At 65.1% G+C, this 22,679-nt stretch carries 20 protein-coding genes and 1 tRNA gene; 3 read left to right on the top strand and 18 right to left on the bottom strand.

The genetic code is table 11. From position 1 onward, the window contains the following. Positions 1-56: 56 nt before the first annotated feature. The 12 genes from pheT to DCN14_RS22175 form a co-directional block, all read right to left on the bottom strand. On the bottom strand, positions 57-2,486 hold the full coding sequence (pheT, locus tag DCN14_RS22235) for a phenylalanine--tRNA ligase subunit beta (protein ID WP_096506842.1): 2,430 nt from the start codon (positions 2,484-2,486) through the stop codon (positions 57-59). 95 nt (positions 2,487-2,581) lie between these two features. Continuing rightward, positions 2,582-3,595 carry a phenylalanine--tRNA ligase subunit alpha gene (gene pheS, locus DCN14_RS22230; RefSeq protein ID WP_006753318.1) on the bottom strand — a complete coding sequence of 338 codons (1,014 nt, stop codon included), beginning with the start codon at positions 3,593-3,595 and terminating at the stop codon, positions 2,582-2,584. A gap of 230 nt (positions 3,596-3,825) precedes the next feature. Then, a complete protein-coding gene (rplT, locus tag DCN14_RS22225; protein WP_004192938.1) occupies positions 3,826-4,185 on the bottom strand; it encodes a 50S ribosomal protein L20 in 360 nt (119 codons plus the stop codon). A 30-nt stretch (positions 4,186-4,215) separates the two neighbouring features. Continuing rightward, positions 4,216-4,413, bottom strand: a complete 198-nt coding sequence (gene rpmI / locus DCN14_RS22220) for a 50S ribosomal protein L35 (RefSeq protein WP_004191477.1) — start codon at positions 4,411-4,413, stop codon at positions 4,216-4,218. Between the two features lie 188 nt (positions 4,414-4,601). Further along, positions 4,602-5,126, bottom strand: a complete 525-nt coding sequence (gene infC, locus DCN14_RS22215) for a translation initiation factor IF-3 (protein WP_080599380.1) — start codon at positions 5,124-5,126, stop codon at positions 4,602-4,604. Between the two features lie 49 nt (positions 5,127-5,175). Then, complete coding sequence (gene thrS, locus DCN14_RS22210; protein WP_096506843.1) at positions 5,176-7,083, bottom strand: threonine--tRNA ligase; 1,908 nt, start codon at positions 7,081-7,083, stop codon at positions 5,176-5,178. 269 nt (positions 7,084-7,352) lie between these two features. Then, a tRNA-Val gene (locus DCN14_RS22200) sits at positions 7,353-7,429 on the bottom strand. Between the two features lie 96 nt (positions 7,430-7,525). Further along, complete coding sequence (locus tag DCN14_RS22195; RefSeq protein WP_096506844.1) at positions 7,526-9,760, bottom strand: bifunctional (p)ppGpp synthetase/guanosine-3',5'-bis(diphosphate) 3'-pyrophosphohydrolase; 2,235 nt, start codon at positions 9,758-9,760, stop codon at positions 7,526-7,528. Between the two features lie 40 nt (positions 9,761-9,800). After that, positions 9,801-10,154 carry a RidA family protein gene (locus DCN14_RS22190; protein WP_096506845.1) on the bottom strand — a complete coding sequence of 118 codons (354 nt, stop codon included), beginning with the start codon at positions 10,152-10,154 and terminating at the stop codon, positions 9,801-9,803. Between the two features lie 78 nt (positions 10,155-10,232). Further along, positions 10,233-11,129, bottom strand: a complete 897-nt coding sequence (locus tag DCN14_RS22185) for an alpha/beta hydrolase (protein ID WP_096506846.1) — start codon at positions 11,127-11,129, stop codon at positions 10,233-10,235. Positions 11,130-11,325: 196 nt separating this feature from the next. Further along, entirely contained in the window at positions 11,326-11,967 is a 642-nt protein-coding gene (locus DCN14_RS22180) for a CoA transferase subunit B (protein ID WP_096506847.1), read from the bottom strand. 1 nt (position 11,968) lies between these two features. Next, positions 11,969-12,673 carry a CoA transferase subunit A gene (locus DCN14_RS22175; RefSeq protein WP_012328363.1) on the bottom strand — a complete coding sequence of 235 codons (705 nt, stop codon included), beginning with the start codon at positions 12,671-12,673 and terminating at the stop codon, positions 11,969-11,971. 224 nt (positions 12,674-12,897) lie between these two features. On the opposite strand from DCN14_RS22175, the gene DCN14_RS22170 reads away from it, so the two are divergent. Then, entirely contained in the window at positions 12,898-13,443 is a 546-nt protein-coding gene (locus DCN14_RS22170) for a LuxR C-terminal-related transcriptional regulator (protein ID WP_096506848.1), read from the top strand. 105 nt (positions 13,444-13,548) lie between these two features. Here DCN14_RS22170 and DCN14_RS22165 read toward each other — a convergent pair whose 3' ends face one another. Both DCN14_RS22165 and DCN14_RS22160 read right to left on the bottom strand, forming a co-directional pair. Next, positions 13,549-13,980: a thioesterase family protein gene (locus tag DCN14_RS22165; RefSeq protein ID WP_096506849.1), complete on the bottom strand. Its 432-nt coding sequence runs from the start codon at positions 13,978-13,980 to the stop codon at positions 13,549-13,551. 32 nt (positions 13,981-14,012) lie between these two features. Continuing rightward, the gene (locus DCN14_RS22160) at positions 14,013-14,789 is read right to left on the bottom strand and encodes an SDR family oxidoreductase (RefSeq protein ID WP_096506850.1); all 777 of its coding nucleotides are present in this window, start codon (positions 14,787-14,789) and stop codon (positions 14,013-14,015) included. Between the two features lie 178 nt (positions 14,790-14,967). On the opposite strand from DCN14_RS22160, the gene DCN14_RS22155 reads away from it, so the two are divergent. Next, a complete protein-coding gene (locus tag DCN14_RS22155; RefSeq protein ID WP_096506851.1) occupies positions 14,968-16,641 on the top strand; it encodes an electron transfer flavoprotein-ubiquinone oxidoreductase in 1,674 nt (557 codons plus the stop codon). 100 nt (positions 16,642-16,741) lie between these two features. On the opposite strand, the gene DCN14_RS22150 is transcribed toward DCN14_RS22155, so the two are convergent. The 3 genes from DCN14_RS22150 to rbsK are packed head-to-tail and all read right to left on the bottom strand — an operon-like array spanning position 16,742 to position 20,046. Further along, positions 16,742-17,689 carry a dihydrodipicolinate synthase family protein gene (locus DCN14_RS22150; protein ID WP_096506923.1) on the bottom strand — a complete coding sequence of 316 codons (948 nt, stop codon included), beginning with the start codon at positions 17,687-17,689 and terminating at the stop codon, positions 16,742-16,744. 50 nt (positions 17,690-17,739) lie between these two features. Next, complete coding sequence (locus DCN14_RS22145) at positions 17,740-19,059, bottom strand: MFS transporter (RefSeq protein WP_096506852.1); 1,320 nt, start codon at positions 19,057-19,059, stop codon at positions 17,740-17,742. A 60-nt stretch (positions 19,060-19,119) separates the two neighbouring features. After that, positions 19,120-20,046, bottom strand: a complete 927-nt coding sequence (gene rbsK, locus DCN14_RS22140) for a ribokinase (RefSeq protein ID WP_096506853.1) — start codon at positions 20,044-20,046, stop codon at positions 19,120-19,122. A gap of 243 nt (positions 20,047-20,289) precedes the next feature. On the opposite strand from rbsK, the gene DCN14_RS22135 reads away from it, so the two are divergent. After that, positions 20,290-21,369: a LacI family DNA-binding transcriptional regulator gene (locus DCN14_RS22135; RefSeq protein WP_096506854.1), complete on the top strand. Its 1,080-nt coding sequence runs from the start codon at positions 20,290-20,292 to the stop codon at positions 21,367-21,369. A gap of 98 nt (positions 21,370-21,467) precedes the next feature. Here DCN14_RS22135 and aroC read toward each other — a convergent pair whose 3' ends face one another. Further along, positions 21,468-22,568, bottom strand: coding sequence for a chorismate synthase (gene aroC / locus DCN14_RS22130; protein WP_096506855.1), 1,101 nt, complete (start codon positions 22,566-22,568; stop codon positions 21,468-21,470). Positions 22,569-22,679 lie beyond the last annotated feature (111 nt).

The following is a 22,679-nucleotide window of genomic DNA, read 5'->3' as shown; positions in this document are numbered from 1 at the left end:
GTTAAACCAAAACTCACGATGGGGAAAAGCCACCCGCGAACGGGCGGCTCCTCTCCTTAGCCGCGCAGACGCGCACCAGCACGAGCCATCCGCTCGACCAGCGTCTGGATCGCCTGATCGACGACCTCGTCCTGTAGCGTGCCAGCCGCGTCCTGCAGCGTCACGCGGAAGGCAAGGCTCTTCTCGTGCGCGGCAAGACCACCGGAAGTATTTGATTTTGCACGAAATTCGTCGAAGAGTACAACCTTCTGAACGAATCGGCAGGCGTCTTCGGCCAGCGCCTTCTTCATTTCGTCGAAAAGTGCCTGAACCTCGACTGCCTGATCGACCACAACGGCGATATCGCGGCGAACCGGCGGGAATTTCGACACGTCGGTCGGCGCCGGCAGCGCACGCGCGATCAGCGCGTCCGCGTCGATTTCGAACATCATCGGCGCGTGCGGCAGCTCGTACTTCTGCATCAGGCGCGGGTGCAGCTCGCCGATCCAGCCGACCACGCGACCATCGATTTCGATACGCGCACTGCGGCCCGGATGGAGGGCCGGATGTTCGGCCTTCACGAAGCGCGCAGCCGCCGGCGCGAGCAGCGCCTCGAGATCGCCCTTCACGTCGAAGAAATCGACCGCGCGGGTAGCCACGCCCCATTGCTCGTCGACCGCCGGCCCGTAAGCCAGTGCGCCGACACGCTTCGGTTGCGTGTAGCCTTCGACCGTCAGCTCGCCCGCCTTCACCGACGGATCGGCGAGGAACACGCGGCCGGCCTCGAACACGCGCACGCGATCCGCGCGACGGTTCAGGTTGTGGCGCAGCACCGAGATCAGGCTGCCGAACAGCGTCGTGCGCATCACCGAAAGCTGGCTCGCGATCGGGTTCAGCAGGCGGATCGGGTTGTCGTTGCCGGCGAAATCGTGCTCCCACTCCGCATCGACGAAGCTGAAGTTGACCGTTTCCGCGTAGTCGCGCGCCGCGAGCGCATGACGGATGTCGTGGATCGAGCGTTGCGTCTCGTTGGTCGCACGCATCTCGCTCGTCGCGACCGGCGGACGCGCCGGGATCTTCTCGAAACCGTAGATGCGCGCCACTTCCTCGATCAGGTCTTCCTCGATCTCGATGTCGAAGCGGTGCGACGGCGGCGTGACCAGGAACGCGTCGTCGTCGCGCTCGAACGGCAGGCCGAGGCGCGTGAAGATGTTCGCGATCTCGTCGGCGTCGATCTTCACGCCGATGATGCGGTTCGCGCGCGACACGCGCATCTTTACCGGCGCGCGCTGCGGCAGGTTCACCGCCTGATCGTCGACCGGGCCGGCCTTGCCGCCGCAGATGTCGAGAATCAGCTGCGTGATGCGCTCGACGTGCTCGACGGTCGTCGCGTAGTCGACGCCGCGCTCGAAGCGATGGGCCGCATCGGTCGAGAAGTTGTACTTGCGCGCACGGCCGCGAATGCTGTCCGGCCACCAGAACGCCGCTTCCAGGTAGATGTTGGCCGTATCGAGCGTGACGGCCGTGCTGTCGCCGCCCATGATGCCCGCGAGGCTCTCGACCTGATGATCGTCAGCGATCACGCCGACCGTTTCGTCGAGTTCGACGGTGTTGCCGTTCAGCAGCTTCAGCGACTCGCCGCGCTTGCCCCAGCGCACCTCGATGCCGCCGTGGATCTTGTCCAGATCGAACACGTGCGACGGACGGCCAAGCTCGAACATCACATAGTTCGAAATGTCGACGAGCGCCGACACGCTGCGCTGGCCCGAACGCTCGAGGCGCTCGACCATCCACTGCGGCGTCTTCGCGCGCGCATTCACGCCACGGATCACGCGCCCGGAGAAACGGCCGCACAGATCGGGCGCGGCAATGCGCACCGGCAGCGTCTCGTCGAGTTCGGCGCGCACCGGGCGGATGTCGACCGGCGTCAGCGGCGCGCCGGTGATCGCGGCCGTCTCACGTGCGATGCCGAACACCGACAGGCAGTCGGCCTTGTTCGGCGTCAGCTTGATTTCGAAGACCGTGTCGTCGAGATTGAGCGTATCGCGGATGTCCTGGCCGACCGGCGTGTCTTCCGGCAGGATCAGCAGGCCGCTGTGGTCTTCGGACAGTTTCAGCTCGCGCGCCGAGCACAGCATCCCCTGGCTCTCCACGCCGCGCAGCTTCGACAGCTTGATCGCGAACGGCTTGCCGCCCTCTTCTGCCGGCGGCAGTTCCGCGCCGACCAGCGCGACCGGCACCTTGATGCCGGGCGCCACGTTCGGCGCGCCGCACACGATGTTCAGCGTCGCGCCGGTGCCGGCGTCGACCTGGCAGACATTGAGCTTGTCCGCATCCGGATGCTTGACGACTTCGAGCACGCGGCCGACGACGATCTTCGACGTCGGCGGCGCGGCCTTGCTCAGCGATTCGACTTCGAGCCCCGCCATCGTCAGCGCGTGCGACAGTGCGTCGGTCGTCAGCTGCGGGTCGACAAAGGTTCTCAACCAGGATTCAGGGAATTGCATGGATGTCTACGTTCGAAACAGGTTAGATCGACGCCCGGGCCCCGCGGAAACGTCCGGCGGGGCATGCGCGGGCACATGTCGGCACGGCGCGTGCGTTATGCGAACTGGCGCAGGAAACGCAGGTCGTTCTCGAAGAACAGCCGGAGATCCTGGACGCCGTAGCGCAGCATCGTCAGGCGCTCGAGGCCGCTGCCGAACGCGAAGCCGATGTAGCGCTCGGGATCGAGGCCCATGTTGCGGATCACGGTCGGATGCACCTGCCCCGAGCCGGAGATCTCGAGCCACTTGCCGGCATTCTTGCCGTGCTCGAACATCATGTCGATCTCGGCCGACGGTTCCGTGAACGGGAAATACGACGGACGGAAGCGCACGAGGATGTCGTCGCGCTCGAAGAATTTCTTCAGGAAATCGGTATAGACGCCCTTGAGGTCGGCAAAGCTGATGTTCTCGTCGATCCACAGCCCCTCGACCTGATTGAACATCGGCGAGTGGGTCGCATCGCTGTCGACGCGATACGTGCGGCCCGGCGCGATGACCTTGATCGGCGGACGGTTCATGCGCGCGTAACGCACCTGCATCGGGCTCGTGTGCGTGCGCAGCAGCAGCTGGCGGCCGTCGGCATCCTTGCCTTCGACGTAGAAGGTGTCCTGCATCGAACGCGCCGGATGGTTCTCCGGGCTGTTCAGCGACGTGAAGTTGTACCAGTCGGTCTCGATTTCGGGACCGTCGGCCACGTCGAAGCCGATCGAGCGGAAAATCTGTTCGACGCGTTCCCACGTGCGCATCACGGGGTGCAGGCTGCCTGCACCGGCACCGCGACCCGGCAGCGTGACGTCGATCGCCTCGGCGGCGAGGCGCTGGTTCAGGAGTGCGTCGGCGAGCGCCTGGCGACGTGCGGTCAGCGCGGCTTCAACCTGCTGCTTCGCGACGTTGATGCGTGCGCCTTCGGTCTTGCGTGCTTCGGGATCGAGCTTGCCGAGGCCCTTGAGCAACTCGGTCAGCGCACCCGACTTGCCGAGGAATCGTGCTTTCTCGTTTTCGAGCGTGGTGATGTCGGCAGCCTGTTCGAAGGACTGCTGCGCGTCGGCGACAATCTGGTCCAGATCCATAGATCCCATCATTTCCAACGTCATTCGATCTTGGCGTGCGAAATCGCCCCGCCAAATAAAAAGCCCCCACGCTCGCTTCGTTCGCTGCCCCCCCGAGGGGGCGATCGACCCTCTTGGGGCGGCCCGGCGAGGGCCGATAAAAAAGGGGCTCGGAAGAGCCCCGTTTTCGCTGCAGCGGCCGAGACTACCGGAACATCGCTGCAACTAACCACGCAGTGCTAATTTCTCAATTAGGCTGCAACGGCGGCTTTCACCTGCTTGACGATCGCAGCAAAAGCAGCCTTGTCGAACACCGCCATGTCGGCCAGGACCTTACGGTCGAGTTCGATCGACGCCTTCTTCAGGCCGTTGATGAACACGCTGTAGGTCATGTCGTGCTGGCGAACTGCCGCGTTGATACGCGTGATCCACAGTGCGCGGAACACACGCTTCTTGTTGCGGCGATCGCGGTACGCGTACTGACCAGCGCGCATCACCGCTTGCTTGGCGATGCGATAGACGTTATTGCGACGGCCGCGATAACCCTTGGCCAGGTTGATGATCTTCTTGTGGCGGGCCCGTGCGGTTACCCCACGTTTGACTCGAGGCATGTTTCTCTCCTTAGAGTATCAGTTGAGGGGTTACGCGAACGGCAGCATCGCGCGGACGGAGTTCAGATCGGAATCATGAACTGCCGTTGCGCCGCGCAGGTGACGCTTGTTCTTCGTGGTTTTCTTGGTCAGGATGTGACGCTTGAAGGCTTGACCGCGCTTGACGGTACCGCCCGGACGCACCACGAAGCGCTTTGCAGCACTCTTCTTGGTCTTCATCTTAGGCATGACGAACAACTCCAGTTTATTAGATGGCGATGGGTGTGCGGTTGGCTTGCGCCCTTGACCCGCCCTTCGAAACCCAGTCCACTTGTGTACGGCGACCCGCTTGCGCAGCCGCCGTCATTGCTGGTGCGCCGCCCTGACCGGGCCACGCACCGAACCACTTACGAACCTGCGCGCATCGCGCGGGCCCGTTACTTCTTTTTCTTCGGCGAGAGCACCATGATCATCTGGCGCCCTTCCATCTTCGGCATCTGCTCAACCTGGCCGACTTCCTCGAGATCCGTGCGCAGACGCTCAAGCATCCGCATACCGATCTCCTGGTGAGCCATTTCACGGCCGCGGAAACGCAACGTGATCTTCGTCTTGTCGCCCTCTTCGAGGAAGCGCACGAGGTTGCGAAGCTTGACGTTGTAATCCCCGTCATCGGTACCCGGGCGGAATTTGACTTCCTTCACCTGGATGACCTTCTGCTTCAGCTTCGCTTCGTGCTGCTTCTTGGACTCCTGATACTTGAACTTGCCGTAGTCCATCAGACGGCAGACCGGCGGAACCGCTTGCGGCGCGATTTCCACCAGATCGACATCCAGTTCTTCCGATTTACGGAAAGCATCAGCGAGTTTCACGATACCGAGCGGTTCGTTCTCGAGCCCGACCAGACGCACTTCCGGCGCAGTGATTTCACCGTTGATGCGATGCGACGACTTATCAGTAGCGATGTTACGTTTCCTCTAAAAATTAAAAAAACGAGCCGCGCTGCCAGGGCGGTTACTTGAACGAGCGCAGGTCTTCCTGCAGACGCTCAACGAAGGCTTCGATCGGCATAACGCCAAGATCGACGCCGCCACGGGCACGCACGGCTACCGTTTGCGCATCACGCTCCTTATCGCCCACGACGAGGAGATAAGGCACCTTTTCCAGCGTGTGCTCGCGTATTTTATAGCTAATCTTCTCGTTGCGCAAATCGGCCGCCACTCTAACCCCTTGTTTTTGCAACGTTTGGGCCAGAGATTGTGCATATTCCGCCTGACTTTCGGCGATATTGAGCACAACTGCCTGGAACGGCGCGAGCCAGACCGGCATCGCACCGGCATGGTGCTCGATCAGAATGCCGAGGAATCGCTCCATCGAACCGACGATCGCACGGTGCAGCATCACGGGCCGGCGACGGCTGTTGTCTTCCGCGACGTACTCGGCGCCAAGGCGCTCCGGCAGCACCATGTCGAGCTGCAGCGTGCCGCACTGCCACGAGCGGCCGAGCGCATCCTTGATGTGGTATTCGATCTTCGGGCCGTAGAACGCACCCTCTCCCGACAGCTCTTCCCACGACAGGCCGCACGCCGTCAACGCGTCGCGCAGGCCCTGCTCGGCGCGATCCCACGTTTCATCGGTGCCCGCACGCTGTTCAGGGCGCAGCGACAGCTTGATGTCGATGTGCTCGAACCCGAAATCCTTGTACACGCTCATCGCCAGCGTATTGAACGCGATCGACTCGGCAATGAACTGCTCTTCCGTACAGAAGATGTGCGCATCGTCCTGCACGAAGCCGCGCACGCGCATCAGGCCGTGTAGCGCGCCCGATGCCTCGTTGCGATGGCACGAACCGAATTCCGCGTAGCGCAGCGGCAGGTCGCGATACGAACGCAGGCCGTGCTTGAACACCTGGACGTGACCCGGGCAGTTCATCGGCTTGATCGCGTAGTCGCGCTTCTCCGACTCCGTCGTGAACATGTTCTCGCGGTAGTTCTGCCAGTGGCCCGACGCTTCCCACAGCGAGCGGTCCATGATCATCGGCGTCTTGATCTCGAGATAGCCGGCATCGTTCACGCGGCGGCGCATGTACTGCTCGACCTGCTGCCACAGCGCCCAGCCCTTCGGATGCCAGAACACCATGCCCGGCGACTCTTCCTGCATGTGGAACAGGTCGAGCTGCTTGCCGAGCTTGCGGTGGTCGCGCTTCTCCGCTTCCTCGAGCATGTGCAGGTATTGATCCTGGTCCTCCTTCCTGGTCCAGGCCGTCCCGTAGATGCGCTGCAGCTGCTCGTTCTTCGAGTCGCCGCGCCAGTACGCGCCCGCGACCTTCATCAGCTTGAAGACCTTCAGCTTGCCGGTCGACGGCACGTGCGGGCCGCGGCACAGGTCGGTGAAGCCACCGTGCGAGTACAGCTTGATTTCGTCGCTTTGCGGAATCGACTCGATGATCTCGGCCTTGTACTTCTCGCCGATGCTGCGGAAATAGCCGGCCGCCTCGTCACGCGACACGACACGGCGCGTGACCGGCTCGTCCTTCTTCACGAGCTCCTGCATGCGCTTTTCGATCTTTTCCAGATCTTCGGGCGTAAACGGGCGGTTGTACGAGAAGTCGTAGTAGAAGCCGTTGTCGATCACCGGGCCGATCGTCACCTGCGCGTCCGGATACAGCTCCTTCACGGCATACGCGAGCAAGTGCGCGGTCGAGTGACGGATGATGTCGAGACCGTCGGCATCCTTGTCCGTGACGATCGCGAGCGATGCGTCGCGATCGATGACCGTGGACGTGTCGACGAGCTCGCCGTCGAGCTTGCCGCCAAGCGCAGCTTTCGCAAGGCCGGGACCGATCGAGGCAGCAACCTCGGCAACTGTCACCGGATGCTCGTATTGTCGAACTGAGCCGTCAGGCAAGCGTATCGAAACCATAGCAATCTCCGTGATACCAACAGTGGGCGGCAAACCAGGCACGCGATATAAAAGTCACGCGCGAAATTTCGCGACAAAAAAAATGCGGCCCCGCTTTCGAGGGGCCGCATTCGATACTTCACTCAGGCTGAAAGGGCGAAAACGTTCCTCGACTAGCGTCGTTCCGAAAAGGTTTCGGTCAACGTTCGCGGTGTCATAACCGTATTCGCCTTGTTCGCGTTGAGTTATTACTGCATCGAACACCCGGAAGCCGGGCATTCTCAATTCGTTGGTAGGCTCGATTGGACTCGAACCAACGACCCCCACCATGTCAAGGTGGTGCTCTAACCAGCTGAGCTACGAGCCTAGTGAAGCTAAGATTATATGGAGCGCTCGCTAACTTGGCAAGTGTTTTTATGCGGTCGCAGCAAAATAACGGTGCTCCAACCCCATCAAACGGCCGTCACGCCTTCCGCCCCGCCCGCACGACGCCCGGCACTTCGCCGAGCAGCGTACAGGCGCGCTGCACCTGCGCCGAGTTCGACACCTCGACCGTGAACTGCATGAATGCCGCATTGCGGCGGCTCTGCGTCTTCACGCCGACCACGTTTATCTTCTCCCGCGCGAACACTTCGGAAATATCGCGCAGCAATCCCTGGCGATCGCTCGCCTCGATCATCAGGTCGACCGGATAGACGGACGCGCCGCGCCCGCCGAGCACGTCGGCCGACCAGGTCGTCTGCAGCACGCGCTCCGGCGCGCGGTCGGCCATTCGCTGGAAAGTCGGGCAGTCACTGCGGTGGATCGACATCCCCTTGCCGCGCGTCACGAAACCGCTGATCGGATCGGGCGGCGCCGGACGGCAGCAGCGCGCGAGCTGCGTCAGCAGCGCATCGACGCCGACCACCAGCACGCCGGTCGACGCGCCGTGCGCAACGCTCGCCCCGCTGCTGCGCTTCTCGAAATCGGCGGGCGCCTCGGGCGCATGCTCCGGCGGCGGCGCATCGGACAGCGCCTGCTCGACGTTGCGCAGGCTGAACTCTTCCTTGCCGACCACCGAGAACAACTCGTCGGGCGACTTGAAGCCGAGCTTCGCGGCGAGATTGTCGAGGTTGACCGACGTCTTGCCCTCGCGCTGCAGCGTCTTTTCGACGAGCGCGCGGCCGTGCGCGATGTTCTCTTCCTGCTCGATCGAATTGAACCACGCACGCACCTTCTGGCGCGCGCGCGGGCTCTTCAGGTAGCCGAGCTGCAGGTTCAGCCAGTCGCGCGACGGGCCGCCCTCCTTCACCGCGACGATCTCGACCGTCTGGCCGTTCGCGAGCGACGTGTTCAGCGGCACCATCACGCCGTCGACGCGCGCGCCGCGGCAGCGATGACCCAGCTCGCTGTGCAGGTGATACGCGAAATCGACCGGCGTCGCGCCCTGCGGCAGCGCGATCACGCGCGCCTGCGGCGTAAGCACGTAGATGTGGTCGTCGTCGAGGGACGTCTCGCGCAGTTGCGCCCACGCCTGGTCGCCCGACACCTCGGTGCCGTCCTCGACGTCGTCCTTCCATGCGAGCAACTGACGCAGCCACGCGATCTTCTCGTCGTACTTGTCGCTCGCGGAGAACTGGCCGCCGTAGCCGCGCGTGCCGGCTTCCTTGTAACGCCAGTGCGCGGCGACGCCGTACTCGGCGAAGCGGTGCATGTCCTGCGTGCGGATCTGCACCTCGAACGCGCGGCCGTCGTCGCCGATCACGACCGTATGCAGCGACTTGTAGCCGTTCGGCTTCGGCCGCGAGATATAGTCGTCGAATTCCTTCGGCACCGGCTGCCACAGGTGATGCACGATGCCGAGCACCGCGTAGCAATCCTTGATGTCCGGCACGATCACGCGGAATGCGCGCACGTCGTACAGCTCGGAGAAATCGAGCTCCTTGCCGCGCATCTTGCGCCAGATACTGTAGATATGCTTCGGCCGCCCGCTCACGTCGGCCGGAATATGCGCTTCCGCCAGTTCGTGCTGCAGCCGCTCGATCGCCTGCGCGACGTACGCTTCGCGCTCGATGCGCTTCTCGTCCAGCAGCTTCGCGATACGCTTGTAGGTGACCGGATCCTCGAAGCGAAACGCGAGATCCTCGAGCTCCCACTTCAATTGCCAGATGCCGAGCCGATTCGCGAGCGGCGCATAGATCTCGAGCGTCTCGCGCGCGACGTCGGGCGGCGGATCGATCTTCGCCGCCGCGTAGTAGCGCAGCGACTGCAAGCGCGACGCGAGCCGGATCAACACCACGCGGATGTCCTGCGCGAACGCGAGCAGCATCTTGCGCAGCGCTTCGATCTGCGTGCGCCGCTCTTCCGCCGCGTCGCGCCCGGTGTCGGGCATCGCGTTCTGCGCGGCGCGCAGGCTGACGGTGCCGAGCCGCAGCAGCTTGCGCACATCGGCCACGAGCCGCGCGACCTCTTCGCCGAAGCGCTCGGTCAGTTCTCGCTCGGGGTCGCTCAAATGCGGCGTCAGCACGAACAACGCCGCCGCCTGCATCGCGTGCGGATCGACGTTCAGCGTGCGCATGATCGACGCCGTGCCGGCCGAGTGATCGGCGAGCAGTTCACCCGACGACAGGCGCGCGTCGCCGGCCCGCTCGCGCACGAACGCGAGCACGTCGTCGAACGGTGGCGTCGCGACGGAAGCAGCGGAAGCGGGCTCGGTCATCGTACGGCCTGGTGCAATGCGGTCATCGTCGGTGCTTCGCTCAGCTCCGTTGCGCGGCGACGACGACGATCTCGACAAGCAGCGCGGGATCCGCGAGCTTCGCCTCGACGGTGGCGCGCGGCGGCGCGTTGCCCTGCGCGACCCACGCGTCCCACTCCGCGTTCATGCCTTCGAAGTTCGCGAGATCGGAAATGTAGATCTGTACCGACAGCAGATGTGCCTTGTCGCTGTTCGCTTCCGCGAGCAGGCGATCGATGTGGCCGAGCACTTCGCGCGTCTGGCCGCGGATGTCCTGGGTGGTGTCTTCGGCGATCTGGCCGGCCAGATACACGGTACCGTTGTGGATCGCGGTTTCGGAGAGACGGGCCCCGACGTGGTGACGAATGACTGCCATGGAATGTTCCGGTCTGAATGAGTGAAGAGTTGGCGACAACGCAGCCCGCGTGCCGCCGAACCGCATATTATGACGCGATTATGCGTCGCTTTCGACGAAAAACCGGCGGGCAAGCGCAATCTGGTCGGCGCCGATGAACGCCGGCGCATGGCCGGCACCCGCAATCTCGACCTGCTTCACATGCCGGCCGCGACGCACCATCTCGGCCGCCGTCTCGCGCGACAGCAGGTCGGAGCTTTCGCCGCGCACGACGAGCAGCGATGCGTCCGTCGTCTCGATCGCTCGCCACAGCGCGGCTTCGCCGAGCGCGGCCAGCTCCGGTGTCGTCGCCTTGAACGGTTCGGCGATGCGCGGATCGTAGCGCATCGTCCAGCGGCCGTCGGGCAGCTCGCGCAGCAACGGCCCGTTGATCTCGCGCCACTCGTCGCCGCTCAGCGCGCCGAACGGCAGCGACAGCGACGTCAGGTAGTCGACGCCTTCCTGCTCGGTCGCAAAGCTCGGCTGCACGCCGAGATATTCGCCAATGCGCGTGAACGAATCGGGCTCGATGCGCGGACCGACGTCGTTGACGATCATCCGGCGCAGCGGCGAGCCGGGCAACCCCGCGAGCGCCATGCCGATCAGCCCGCCCATCGACGTGCCGAACCAGTCGACCGATTCGACATCGAGCCGCGCGATCAGCGTCACCATGTCGGCCGCATATTGCGGAATCGCGTAAAGTCGCGGATCGGAAAGCCAGTCGGACCGGCCGCGCCCGACGACGTCGGGACAGACGACGCGATACGTGTCGGACAACGCCGCGGCAAGCCGGTCGAAATCGCGCCCCGAGCGGGTCAGGCCGTGCACGCACAGCAGCACGCGCGGATTGGCGGGGTCGCCCCATTCCGTATAGGCGACATGATGAAGGCCGGCGGCGCTTGCACATTGCACGCGTCGCAGACGGGGAACCGGAGGATTCGCTGAGGTTGTTGGCATCGTTGGCATCCTGTCGAACGTGGGCGGCGCATCGGGCAACGCATGCATTGCCCGATGCAAACGATTGTAAACCGCTTCGCCCGCGCGGGTAGGCACGCGCGGGAAGCATCGGCATGCGCCCGCCGCCAATGACAAACGCCCCGCATGCCGTCGTCCGGCATGCGGGGCGTCGCGACCGCGCTCACGCGCGGCGAACTTATGCGACCGCGCTCACGTCGAGCGGCGCGCCCGTCTTCGTCTGGATCTCGTCGGCGCTCACGCCGTCGGCGAGTTCCAGCACCTTCAGGCCGTTCGGCGTCACTTCGATCACGCCGAGATCGGTGATGATCAGGTCGACCACGCCGACGCCCGTCAGCGGCAGGTTGCACGCGTCGAGAATCTTGTGCTGGTCGCCCTTGGCGACATGCTCCATCAGCACGACCACACGCCCCACACCCGCGACGAGGTCCATCGCGCCGCCCATCCCCTTGATCATCTTGCCGGGGATCATCCAGTTCGCGAGGTCGCCGCTCTTGCTGACCTGCATCGCGCCGAGGATCGCGAGATTGATGTGGCCGCCGCGGATCATCGCGAACGAATCGGCCGACGAGAAGATCGACGAGCCCGGCAGCGTCGTGACGGTCTGCTTGCCGGCATTGATCAGGTCGGCGTCGACTTCGTCTTCGGTCGGCGACGGGCCGATGCCGAGCAAGCCGTTCTCCGACTGCAGCCACACCTCGACGCCTTCCGGCACGTGGTTCGCGACGAGCGTCGGCAAGCCGATGCCGAGGTTCACGTAGAAGCCGTCCTGCAGTTCCTTCGCCGCGCGCGCGGCCATCTGGTCACGATTCCAGGCCATGTCAGTCTCCTTTCGCGCGTACGACGCGTTGTTCGATGCGTTTTTCAGGCGTCGCGTTCAGCACGATGCGCTGCACGAAGATCCCGGGCGTATGAACCTGGTCCGGATCGAGTGCGCCGTTCTCGACGATCTCCTCGACTTCGACCACGGTGATCTTGCCCGCCATCGCGCACATCGGGTTGAAGTTGCGCGCGGTACGGCGATAGATCAGGTTGCCAGACTTGTCGGCCTTCCATGCCTTCACGAGCGCGACGTCGGCCGTCAGCGACGGCTCGAGCACGTAGTGGCGATCGCCGAACTGGCGCGTTTCCTTGCCTTCCGCGATCACGGTGCCGTAGCCCGTATTCGTGAAGAACGCCGGGATGCCCGCGCCGCCGGCGCGCAGCTTCTCGGCGAGCGTGCCCTGCGGCGTGAATTCGAGCTCGAGTTCGCCGGCCAGGTACTGGCGCTCGAACTCCTTGTTCTCGCCGACGTACGACGAGATCATCTTCTTGATCTGGCGCGTTTCCAGCAACAGGCCGAGACCGAAGCCGTCGACGCCCGCATTGTTGCTGATGCAGGTGATGCCCTTGACGGCGGAATCGCGCAGCGCGGCGATCAGCGCCTCGGGAATCCCGCACAGGCCGAAGCCGCCCACCGCGAAGGTCTGTCCGTCGCGGACGATCCCTTCCAGCGCGGCAGCCGCGCTGGGATAGACTTTGTTCATCTGTATGTCCCTTCCTCTATGGAAACCAGTCAAACCGGTTCACGCGCCTACACGGCCCGCAAGCCTGCCGCATCATTCTATGCATGCGCGGCAATGCGTGCGTCGAAACGCGCTGTTTTTATATCGCAGCAAACCGCCGCGAGATGCCTGAAAGGGTACGATGCGGCGCGGATGCGGCACAATACGCAAAAATACATAAGCGTTTGCCTCCGCTTGCCTGCGCCATGCCCGCTCTCGATTACCAGACTGCCTTCCACCTCGCGCCGCTCGGCCTCGTGCTGTCGCGCGACCGCGTGATCGAGGACTGCAACGACGCGCTGGCGTCGATCTTCCGCTGCGCGCGGGCCGATCTGATCGGAAAATCCTATGAAGTGCTCTATCCGTCGCCGGACGAATTCCAGCGGATCGGCGAGCGCATCTCTCGCGTGATGGTCGCGAACGGCGTCTACTCCGATGACAGAATCATGAAACGGGCGGACGGCGAGCTGTTCTGGTGCCACGTGACGGGCCGCGCGCTCGACCGCACCGCGCCGCTCGCGGCCGGCGTGTGGACCTTCGAGGATCTGAGCGCGACGCGCCGGGTCGCCGTCGAACTGACGCCGCGCGAACGCGAGATCGCCGCGCAACTCGCCACAGGCAAAACCAGCAAGCAGATCGGCCGCGTGCTCGACATCAGTTCGCGCACCGTCGACATCTACCGCGCGCGGCTGATGCGCAAATACGGAACGAACAATACGCCGGAACTGCTGCAGCGCCTGCTCGGCCAATGAAAGCGGGGCCGCAATGACAATCGGCCGCCAGACGCGGCCGATTCGGGGAACATCCTGACATGGCGACACACCGGCGCGCCCGCGCCGGATTCATCGCTGCCGCGTTCAGTCGACCTTCGCCGCCAGCGCGCGCTCGATCGTGTCGCGCAGCAGTTGCGGCAGCGGCACCGACTTGCCGAGCGCGTAGTCGACCCACACGCAGCGTGCGTTGCCGCGCGCATAAACGTGGTGTGGATCGTCCGCGCGCGTGAGCTCGAAACCCGTGTCGAAGCTGCTGCGGCCGGGCTTCGCGGCCGACATCCTCGCGATCACGTCGCCCGGATAATGCAGTTGCTTCAGGAATTCCATCGACGCGGTGACGATGACAGGCCCCTGCCCCTCGCCGTTGCCGCCCGCGATGCCGAGCGCCTCGAACCACGAGATGCGGGCCTGCTCCATGTAGCGGAAATAGACCGTGTTGTTCACGTGGCCGAACGCATCCATGTCGCCCCAGCGGATCGGCATCGACATTTCAAAAACGGGGGAGTAATCGCTCATTGCTGCCTTCTTTGTTGCTGAATGTCATCCGCTCACGCGACGCCGAAGCCGTCGTCGGCGGAGATAATCGAGCCATTGATGAACTGCGACTCGTCGGCCGCGAGCAGCAACAACAGCCCGTCGAGATCCTGCGGCTTGCCGACGCGCCGGCGCGGCAGCATCGACTGCAGCTTCTGGCCCTGCTCGGTTTCCCACAGGTAGTGATTGATTTCGGTATCGATATAGCCCGGGCAGATCGCGTTGACGTTGATCCCGTGGCGCCCCCATTCGAGTGCCATCGCACGCGTCATCTGCACCACCGCGGCCTTGCTCATCGCATACAGCCCGATCTGCGGAAACGCGCGCAGGCCGGCCACCGACGCGATGTTGATGATCCGGTACGGCGGCTTGCCGGTGCCGTTCGAGCGCATGATCATCCGCTTCGCGACTTCCTGCGCGACGAAAAATGCGCCGCGCGTGTTCGTATCGAACACGAACTCGAAATCGGCCGGCGTCACGTCGACGAGCTTTTGCATCGTCGACACGCCCGAATTGTTCACGAGGATGTCGATCGTGCCGGCTTCCGTCTCCGCATGCGCGACGGCCGCCTTGATGCTCTGCACGTCGGTGACGTCGAGCGACACGACATGCGCGGCGCCGCCCGCCGCTTCGATCTCCGCACGCAGTTCCTTCAGGCGCTCGACACGGCGGCTCGCGAGCACGACCTTTGCGCCGGCCTGCGACAGCACCTGCGCGAAGCGTTGCCCGAGGCCGCTCGACGCGCCCGTGACCAGCGCAACCTTGCCTTCCAGATTGATCGATCGACCCATTGCACATCCCCTTTCGATGTCGTTTTGCCACGGCGGGCGCCCTGTCCCGTGCAGCATAACCCTAGCACAAAAAATAGAACGATCGTGCTAATCTATTCGCATGCTGTTGCGGCAAGCGTTTCGTTTCGCAGACAATACGGTCCCGAATAAAAGCATTCTAACGGTTAGAGGAACGCCAATGACCCCCGCAAGCCTCATCGAGCAGTACGGCCCGCGCGAATCGATGGAATACGACGTCGTGATCGTCGGCGGCGGCCCCGCCGGGCTGTCTGCGGCGATCCGGCTCAAGCAGCTGGCCGCCGAGAAAGGCGCCGAGATCGGCGTGTGCGTGCTCGAGAAGGGTTCCGAGATCGGCGCGCACATCCTGTCGGGCGCGGTGATGGACCCGCGCGCGATCACCGAACTGTTCCCCGACTGGAAGGAACGCGGCGCCCCGCTCGACGTCGAGGTGACGGAAGACCGCTTCCTGTTCCTGTCTGAAAAGAGCGCGATCACCACGCCGAACTGGGCGCTGCCCGCCAACTTCCAGAACCACGGCAACTACGTGATCTCGCTGGGCAACGTGACCCGCTGGCTTGGGGCACAGGCCGAGGCGCTCGGCGTGGAGATCTTCCCGGGCTTTCCGGCCGCGGAGATTCTCTACAACGACGACGGCTCGGTGAAGGGCGTCGCCACCGGCAACATGGGCGTGGGCAAGGACGGCGAGCCGACCGAGAACTTCCAGCTCGGCATGGAGCTGCACGCGAAGTACACGCTGTTCGCCGAGGGCTGCCGCGGCAACCTCGGCCGTCAGTTGATCTCGAAGTTCAAGCTCGACGCGAACGCCGATCCGCAGGCATACGGGATCGGCATCAAGGAGCTGTGGGAAATCGATCCCGCGCAGCACAAGCCGGGCCTCGTGATCCACACGGCCGGCTGGCCGCTGAAGTCCGATACGTACGGCGGCTCGTTCCTGTATCACATGGACAACAACCAGGTCGTGGTCGGCTTCGTGGTGGGCCTGGGCTACACGAACCCGTACCTGTCGCCGTTCGAGGAATTCCAGCGCTACAAGACGCACCCGTCGATCCGCGCGTTTCTCGAAGGCGGCAAGCGCGTGTCGTACGGCGCGCGGGCGATCACCGCCGGCGGGCTGCTGTCGCTGCCGAAGACGGTGTTCCCGGGCGGCGCGCTGATCGGCGACGACGCGGGCTTCCTGAACGCGTCGCGGATCAAGGGCAGCCACGCGGCGATCAAGACCGGCATGCTGGCGGCGGACGCCGCGTTCGACGCGCTGCAGGCCGGCCGCCAGTCGGACGAGCTGAACGCGTACCCGGATGCCTTCAAGCAATCGTGGCTGCACACGGAGCTGTACCGCGCGCGCAACTTCAAGCAGTGGATGGCCAAGGGGCTGTACCTCGGCACGCTGATGGTGGGGCTCGAGCAGAAGGTGATGGGCGGCAACGTGCCGTGGACGCTGCATCACCAGCACGCGGACCACGAGATGCTGAAGCCGGCGTCGCAATGCACGCCGATCGAGTATCCGAAGCCGGACGGCAAGCTGACGTTCGACCGGTTGTCGTCGGTGTTCATCTCGAACACGAACCACGAGGAGAACCAGCCGGCGCACCTGACGCTGAAGGATGCGAGCGTGCCGGTGAACGTGAACCTGCGCACGTACGCGGGGCCGGAGGGGCGCTTCTGCCCGGCGGCGGTGTACGAGTTCGTGAAGAACGACGACGGCAGCGACCGGCTGGTGATCAACGCGCAGAACTGCGTGCACTGCAAGACCTGCGACATCAAGGACCCGACGCAGAACATCGTGTGGGTCACGCCGGAAGGCGGTGGCGGGCCGAATTACCCGAACATGTGACCTGCCGGAAAAACGCCGCTTCGCGCGGCGTTTTTTTCGTCCGTTCGGCGTTGCGCACCGCCCTGCCCGCGTTCGCGCGCAACGATGGGCGCCGCCCGCACTAGCGCGCCGCGATCCGCCGACGAAAGTGCTCGGTCCCGGACACGATCTTGTCGAGCACCGCGTCGAGCGCCCAGAACCGCTCGCGCACGTCGTAGTCGATCGCGCGACAACGGATCGATCCGAACGTGCCGATCCGTTGGTGATAAATCTTCGCGAGCGCGGGGTAGCCGAGCGCTTCCGACACCGCGGAGACCACCAGGAACGTCGACAACTCGTCGGCCAGCGCCGGATCCGAATCGCCCTGCGTGCGCAACCACTGATACAGATCCGGATGGAAGTTGGTGAACACGCCGTTGAAGCCGGCGGAACCCGCCTTCATCGCATCCCATGCAATCGCCGCGTTGGCGTTCAGGATCTTCAGCGGCGAACCCGCGGCGAGCGCGACGCGACGCTTCACCGTCTCCAGATCGCAGCTCACGTCCTTCAACATCACGAAGCGACCGGTGTCGATGCACGCGCGCAGCTCATCGTCGGACAGCAGTCGCCGGTGAGGCGCCGGACATTCGTACAGGCCGAGCGGCAAATCCGACGGCAACCGGGCCAGCAGCGCGTGGAGATTGTCGAGAAACGCGGCGGTGCCCTTGCGCTGCGGGTCGAGCCGGTTGGTCACGAGCACGACGCCCTGCGCACCGGATTCGGCCGCCGCACGAAGCTCGGCGGCCTGCGCGTCGATATCTTCGCTGATGTGCCCGGACGCGACGACCGGCACCCGCCCGGCCACCCGCTCGACCACGAAGCGCGCGAGTTCCGCCCGTTCGGCGAGGCTCAGGAATTGCATCTCGCTCGATTGCGCGACCGCGAACAACGCGTCCGAGCCGTGCGCCAGATACCATTCGATCAGCCGCTCAAGCCCGTCGTAGTCGATCGCGCCGGCGTCGTCGAACGGCGTCAGCATCACCGGCACGATGCCCTCGATCGTCGTGCCCGAACGCTGATGGGGTTGGATCTGCATCTGTTTCTCCTTGCTTGGGTAAAGGCTGCGGCCACGCCGCATGCTCAGGCCGGCAACGCGCCGGGCGCCGCGCTCGCGGATTGCTCCGGAATCGGCTTGCGCACCAGCAGCAGGTAGGCGATCGCACCGGCGAAAGCGATCGCTGCGGCCGTCAGCAGCGCGGGCACGAACGACCACTTCTGCGCAATGACGCCCGTCAGGATCGGGGCGAGTGCACCGCCGATAAAGCCGCCGAAATTCTGGATCGCGCCGAGCGAGGCGATGCGGCTCGGCGGTGCCGCCGCCGTTGCGAGCGCCCACGAACATGCCGAAGCCGCATTGGCCAGAAAGATCACGACCGAAATGCACGCCAGCGCGACCGTATTGCTTTGCACGAGCGCGGCCGGAATCGTGAACGCGACCATCCCGAGCATCGCGACGACCACCGCATTGCGCCGGCTCACGACGGGCGAGCGGCTGTGCCGCGTCACCAGATCCGACAGCCAGCCCGCAACCAGCGAGCCGACGAACCCGCACAGGAACGGCACGGACGCCGCGAACCCGGTGCGAATGAGGCTCATGTGCCGCTCCATCGTCAGGTATCCGGGCAGCCAGGTCAGATAGACCCAGTTCAGATACACGGAACCGAAGAAGCCGATCAGCATGCCCCAGGTCGTGCCGTGCGAAAACAGGCTGCGCCATTCGGCGAAGGTCAGTTTGGGCGCCGCAACGGCAGTCTGCGCATCGGCATCGAGATAATCGCGTTCGGCTGCGCTCAATTGCGCACGCGCCGGATCGCGGTACAGCGCGAACCACACGGCCGCGACGACGAGACCGAGCGCGCCGGTCGCGATGAAGGCCCAGCGCCAGTCGAACGACGCGACGAGAATCGACAGCAGCAACGGCGCGAGCGCGGTTCCGAGCGGCGATGCCGCGTTGAAGATCCCGGTCGGCGTACCGCGCGCGCGCAACGGAAACCAGTTGCTCACCACCCGTGCCGCCGACGGAAATTGCGGCGCCTCGCCGATGCCGAGCACGATGCGCGCCACGATGAACCAGCCGAAGGTGCCCACGATGCCGCCCGCCGCCTGCGCGAACGACCAGACGATGAGGCCGATGCCGAGCAGCCGGCGCGGCCCGATCCGATCGACCAGGCCGCCGACCGGGAACTGGCACAGCGCATAGCTCCACGAGAACGCCGACAGCAGCAGCCCCATCTGCGCGAGCGACAAGCCGAGATCGTTCCGGATGGCCGAACTCGCGACGGCCAGCGTACCGCGATCGAGATAGTTGACGATCCCGCTCGCCATCAGCAACGCGAGCGCGATACGTTGGCCGCGCCGGATACGGGGCGGCGCACTCGGAACAGCCTGGTTTTCGTTCATTGCGTTTGTCTCCATGTCATCGACAGGTGCGGGCCGCATCCTGTCCGTCGTGCGCGGCCTCTAGCGGGCCATGCGCTCCACTTCTTCACGCGTCGGAATCGACGTCTGCGCGCCTCGGCGCGTCACGCTGATCGCGGCGGCACGCTGGCCGAATCCGATTGCGTCGTCCATCGACGCGCCGCCCGCGCGGGCCGTCGCGAACCCGCCGACGAACGTGTCGCCGGCCGCCGTCGTATCGACCGCAACCACCGCCATCGCGTCATGACGGCCGCTGCCCGCGCTGCCGCGCCAGCAGACCCCGCGCGCACCGAGCGTGACCAGCACGTTGCCGACACCCTTCGCGCACAGCGCGTCGGCCGCGCGCACCGCCGACGCATCGTCGCCGACGGCGATGCCGGTCAATGACTCCGCTTCCGTTTCGTTGACGACGAGGTAGTCGATCCGGGCGAGCAATGCGTCGAACAGCGGCTGCGCCGGCGCAGGATTGAGCAGCACCGGCGTGCGATGCGCGATCGCCCGGGCAATGGCGTGCGCAACGGTCGCGACCGGCACTTCGAGCTGGCACACCATCAGCGCGGCCGTCGCGATCGTGTCGCGGGCCGCGTCGATCCGCTCGGTATCGAGGCGGTCGTTCGCGCCGGGCACGACGACGATGCTGTTCGCGCCGTGCGCGTCGACCGTGATCGTCGCGACCCCGGTCGCCTCTCCTTCGATCCGGTGCAGATGCGTCACGTCGATGCGTTCCGCGGCGAGCGCGCCATGCAGGCGCGCCCCGAACGCATCGTCGCCGACGCAACCGATCATCGCGACCGACGCGCCAAGGCGTGCAGCCGCCACGGCCTGGTTCGCGCCCTTGCCGCCGTGGACCGTCTGGAACGTGGTGCCGAGCAGCGTTTCGCCCGGCACGGGCAGCCTCGGTGCGTGCGTGACGAGATCGACGTTGACGCTGCCGACGACAGCGATCCGGGGTGACTTTGCTTCGTTCATTTACCAATGTAATCGCTTACATTTGCGACGAGCAAAATGGCCGAACCGGCCATCGACGACGACGAAAATTTCATGATACGTGGGGACCGTGAGTCTGACATAATGCAGAACGGCATTAAGATAGCGCTTACATTCGCATAAGCGACAATAAAAATGCAAGCGGAACCACGATGACCGAGGGTAAACGATGGCATTTTTGACGACAGGCAGCCCGCACGGGGCAACCGCACACGGAGATGTTCGATGAGCACGCCCCCGCCCCGCGGCGGCTCGGCGCGCGCGCGACGCGGCAACGGCCGCTCGGTGCTGGGTGACGTGGCGAAGCTCGCCGGCGTGTCGACCGCGACCGTTTCGCGCGTCTACAACGATCCGGGCAAGGTTTCGGCCGACGTCCAGCAACGCGTGCGCGACGCGGCTCGCGCGCTGAACTGGATTCCGAATGCGGCGGGCCGCGCGCTCGCGTCCACCCGGACGCATATCACCGGCGCGATCATCCCAACGCTCGACGATCAGGTGTTCGCATCGCAGGTCGCGGGCATGCAGACGGTGATGGCCGAACGCGGCATCACCCTGTTCCTGGGCTGCTCAAATTACGATCCGGCGCAGGCGCTCGCGCAGGTGCGCGCGATGCTGTCGCGCGGCGTGGAAGCCGTGTCGCTGGTCGGCGAAGCGTATCCGCCGGAAGTATTCGAACTGCTCGACCTGCACCGGGTGCCGTATGTCGTTACGTACGCGTATCGAGACGACAGCCCGCACTGCTGCATCGGCTTCGACAATCGCGCGGCATTCGCGCGCCTGACCACGCACCTGATCGACCTCGGACATCGCGATTTTGCGATCATCATGCAGCCGTCGGCGGACAACGACCGCGTGCAGGCTCGCCTGCGCGGCATTCACGACACGCTTGCCGCGCACGGACTCGCGGTGCGTCCGGTGCATCTGCACGAAGGCGCGGCCACGATCGCGTTCGGGCGGGAGAGCCTGCGGGCGATCGTGCACGGCGCGGCGACGCGGCCGACGGCGGTGATCTGCGGCAACGATGCGCTCGCGCTCGGCGCGCTGCTCGAAGCGCAGACGCTGGGCCTCGACGTGCCGTCGCAATTGTCGATCACCGGGTTCGACGACGTCGCGCTGGCTCGCGAGATCCGGCCGTCGCTGACGACCATGTGGGTCGACACCGATGCGATCGGGCGCAAAGCCGCGCACGCATTGCTCGACGCGCTCGAGAATGGCGAAGCGGGGCCCGGCTGCGCGGTGCAGCCCGAGTTGCGCGTGCGGGAATCGGCCGCGCCGCCGGCGCCGGCCAGCAGCGCCCGCGAGTAAGCGGCCCGCCGATACGCGGCGGCACAATGAAAACGGGGCGCCGCAAGCGCCCCGTTTCGCATCGGATCGGTCGAGCCGGCAAGCGCCGGCGCCGTTTATCAGGTCGCGCTGCCCGCGATCTTCGGCGTCGGCGTCTCGACGTCGCCGCACTGCGCACGATGACGCAGCGCATGGTCGATCAGCACCAGCGCGAGCATCGATTCGGCGATCGGCGTGGCGCGAATGCCCACGCACGGATCATGGCGGCCGAAGGTTTCCACCGTCGCCTCGTCGCCGGATTTCGTGATCGAGCGGCGCGGCGTGCGGATGCTCGACGTCGGCTTGATCGCGATCGACACGGTGATGTCCTGCCCGGTCGAAATCCCGCCGAGTACGCCGCCCGCGTGGTTGCCGACGAAGCCGCCCGGCGTCAGTTCGTCGCCGTGCATCGAGCCGCGTTGCGCGACGCTGTCGAAGCCCGCGCCGATCTCGACGCCCTTCACCGCGTTGATGCTCATCATCGCCTTCGCGATGTCCGCGTCGAGCCGGTCGAACACCGGTTCGCCCCAGCCGACCGGCACGCCCGATGCGACGACGTCGATGCGTGCGCCGATCGAATCGCCGTCCTTGCGCAGCGCGTCCATGTACGCCTCGAGTTCCGGGACGATCGCCGCGTTCGGCGAGAAGAACGGGTTCTCGTGCACGTGCGACCAGTCGACGAACGGCACGTCGACATCGCCGAGGCCGCTCATGTAGCCGCGCACCTCGACGCCGAAGCGCTCGCGCAGCCATTTCTTCGCGACCGCACCCGCGCCGACGATCGGTGCCGTCAGGCGCGCGGACGAGCGGCCGCCGCCGCGGTAGTCGCGGATGCCGTACTTCTGCCAGTACGTGTAGTCGGCGTGGCCGGGACGGAACGTCTCGACGATGTTGCCGTAATCCTTGCTGCGCTGGTCGGTGTTGCGAATCAGCAGCGCGATCGGCGTGCCGGTCGTCACGCCTTCGAACACGCCGGACAGGATCTCGACCTCGTCGGCCTCCTGGCGCTGCGTCACGTGCCGCGACGTGCCGGGCTTGCGGCGGTCGAGCTCGAGCTGGATGTCGGCTTCGGTCAGCCCCATTCCCGGCGGGCAGCCGTCGATCACGCAGCCGATCGCGGGACCGTGCGATTCGCCGAAGGTCGTGACAGTGAAAAGCGTGCCGAGGGTATTGCCGGACATGATGGAACCGCCCAAAGAGAAATGGACAAACCGATGCGCTGCCCGGGCGGCTGGCAGTCGATCGTTTGCCGGTCGAAAAAAGAGGTAAGCCGCTATTATGCCAGCCGTCCC

The sequence above is a fragment of the Burkholderia sp. IDO3 genome (genome assembly GCF_003366075.1).
GTDB classification, from domain to species: Bacteria; Pseudomonadota; Gammaproteobacteria; order Burkholderiales; family Burkholderiaceae; genus Burkholderia; species Burkholderia anthina.
The sequence above is the reverse complement of the archived record's forward strand: the minus strand, read 5'-3'. Positions and strand labels throughout refer to the sequence as shown.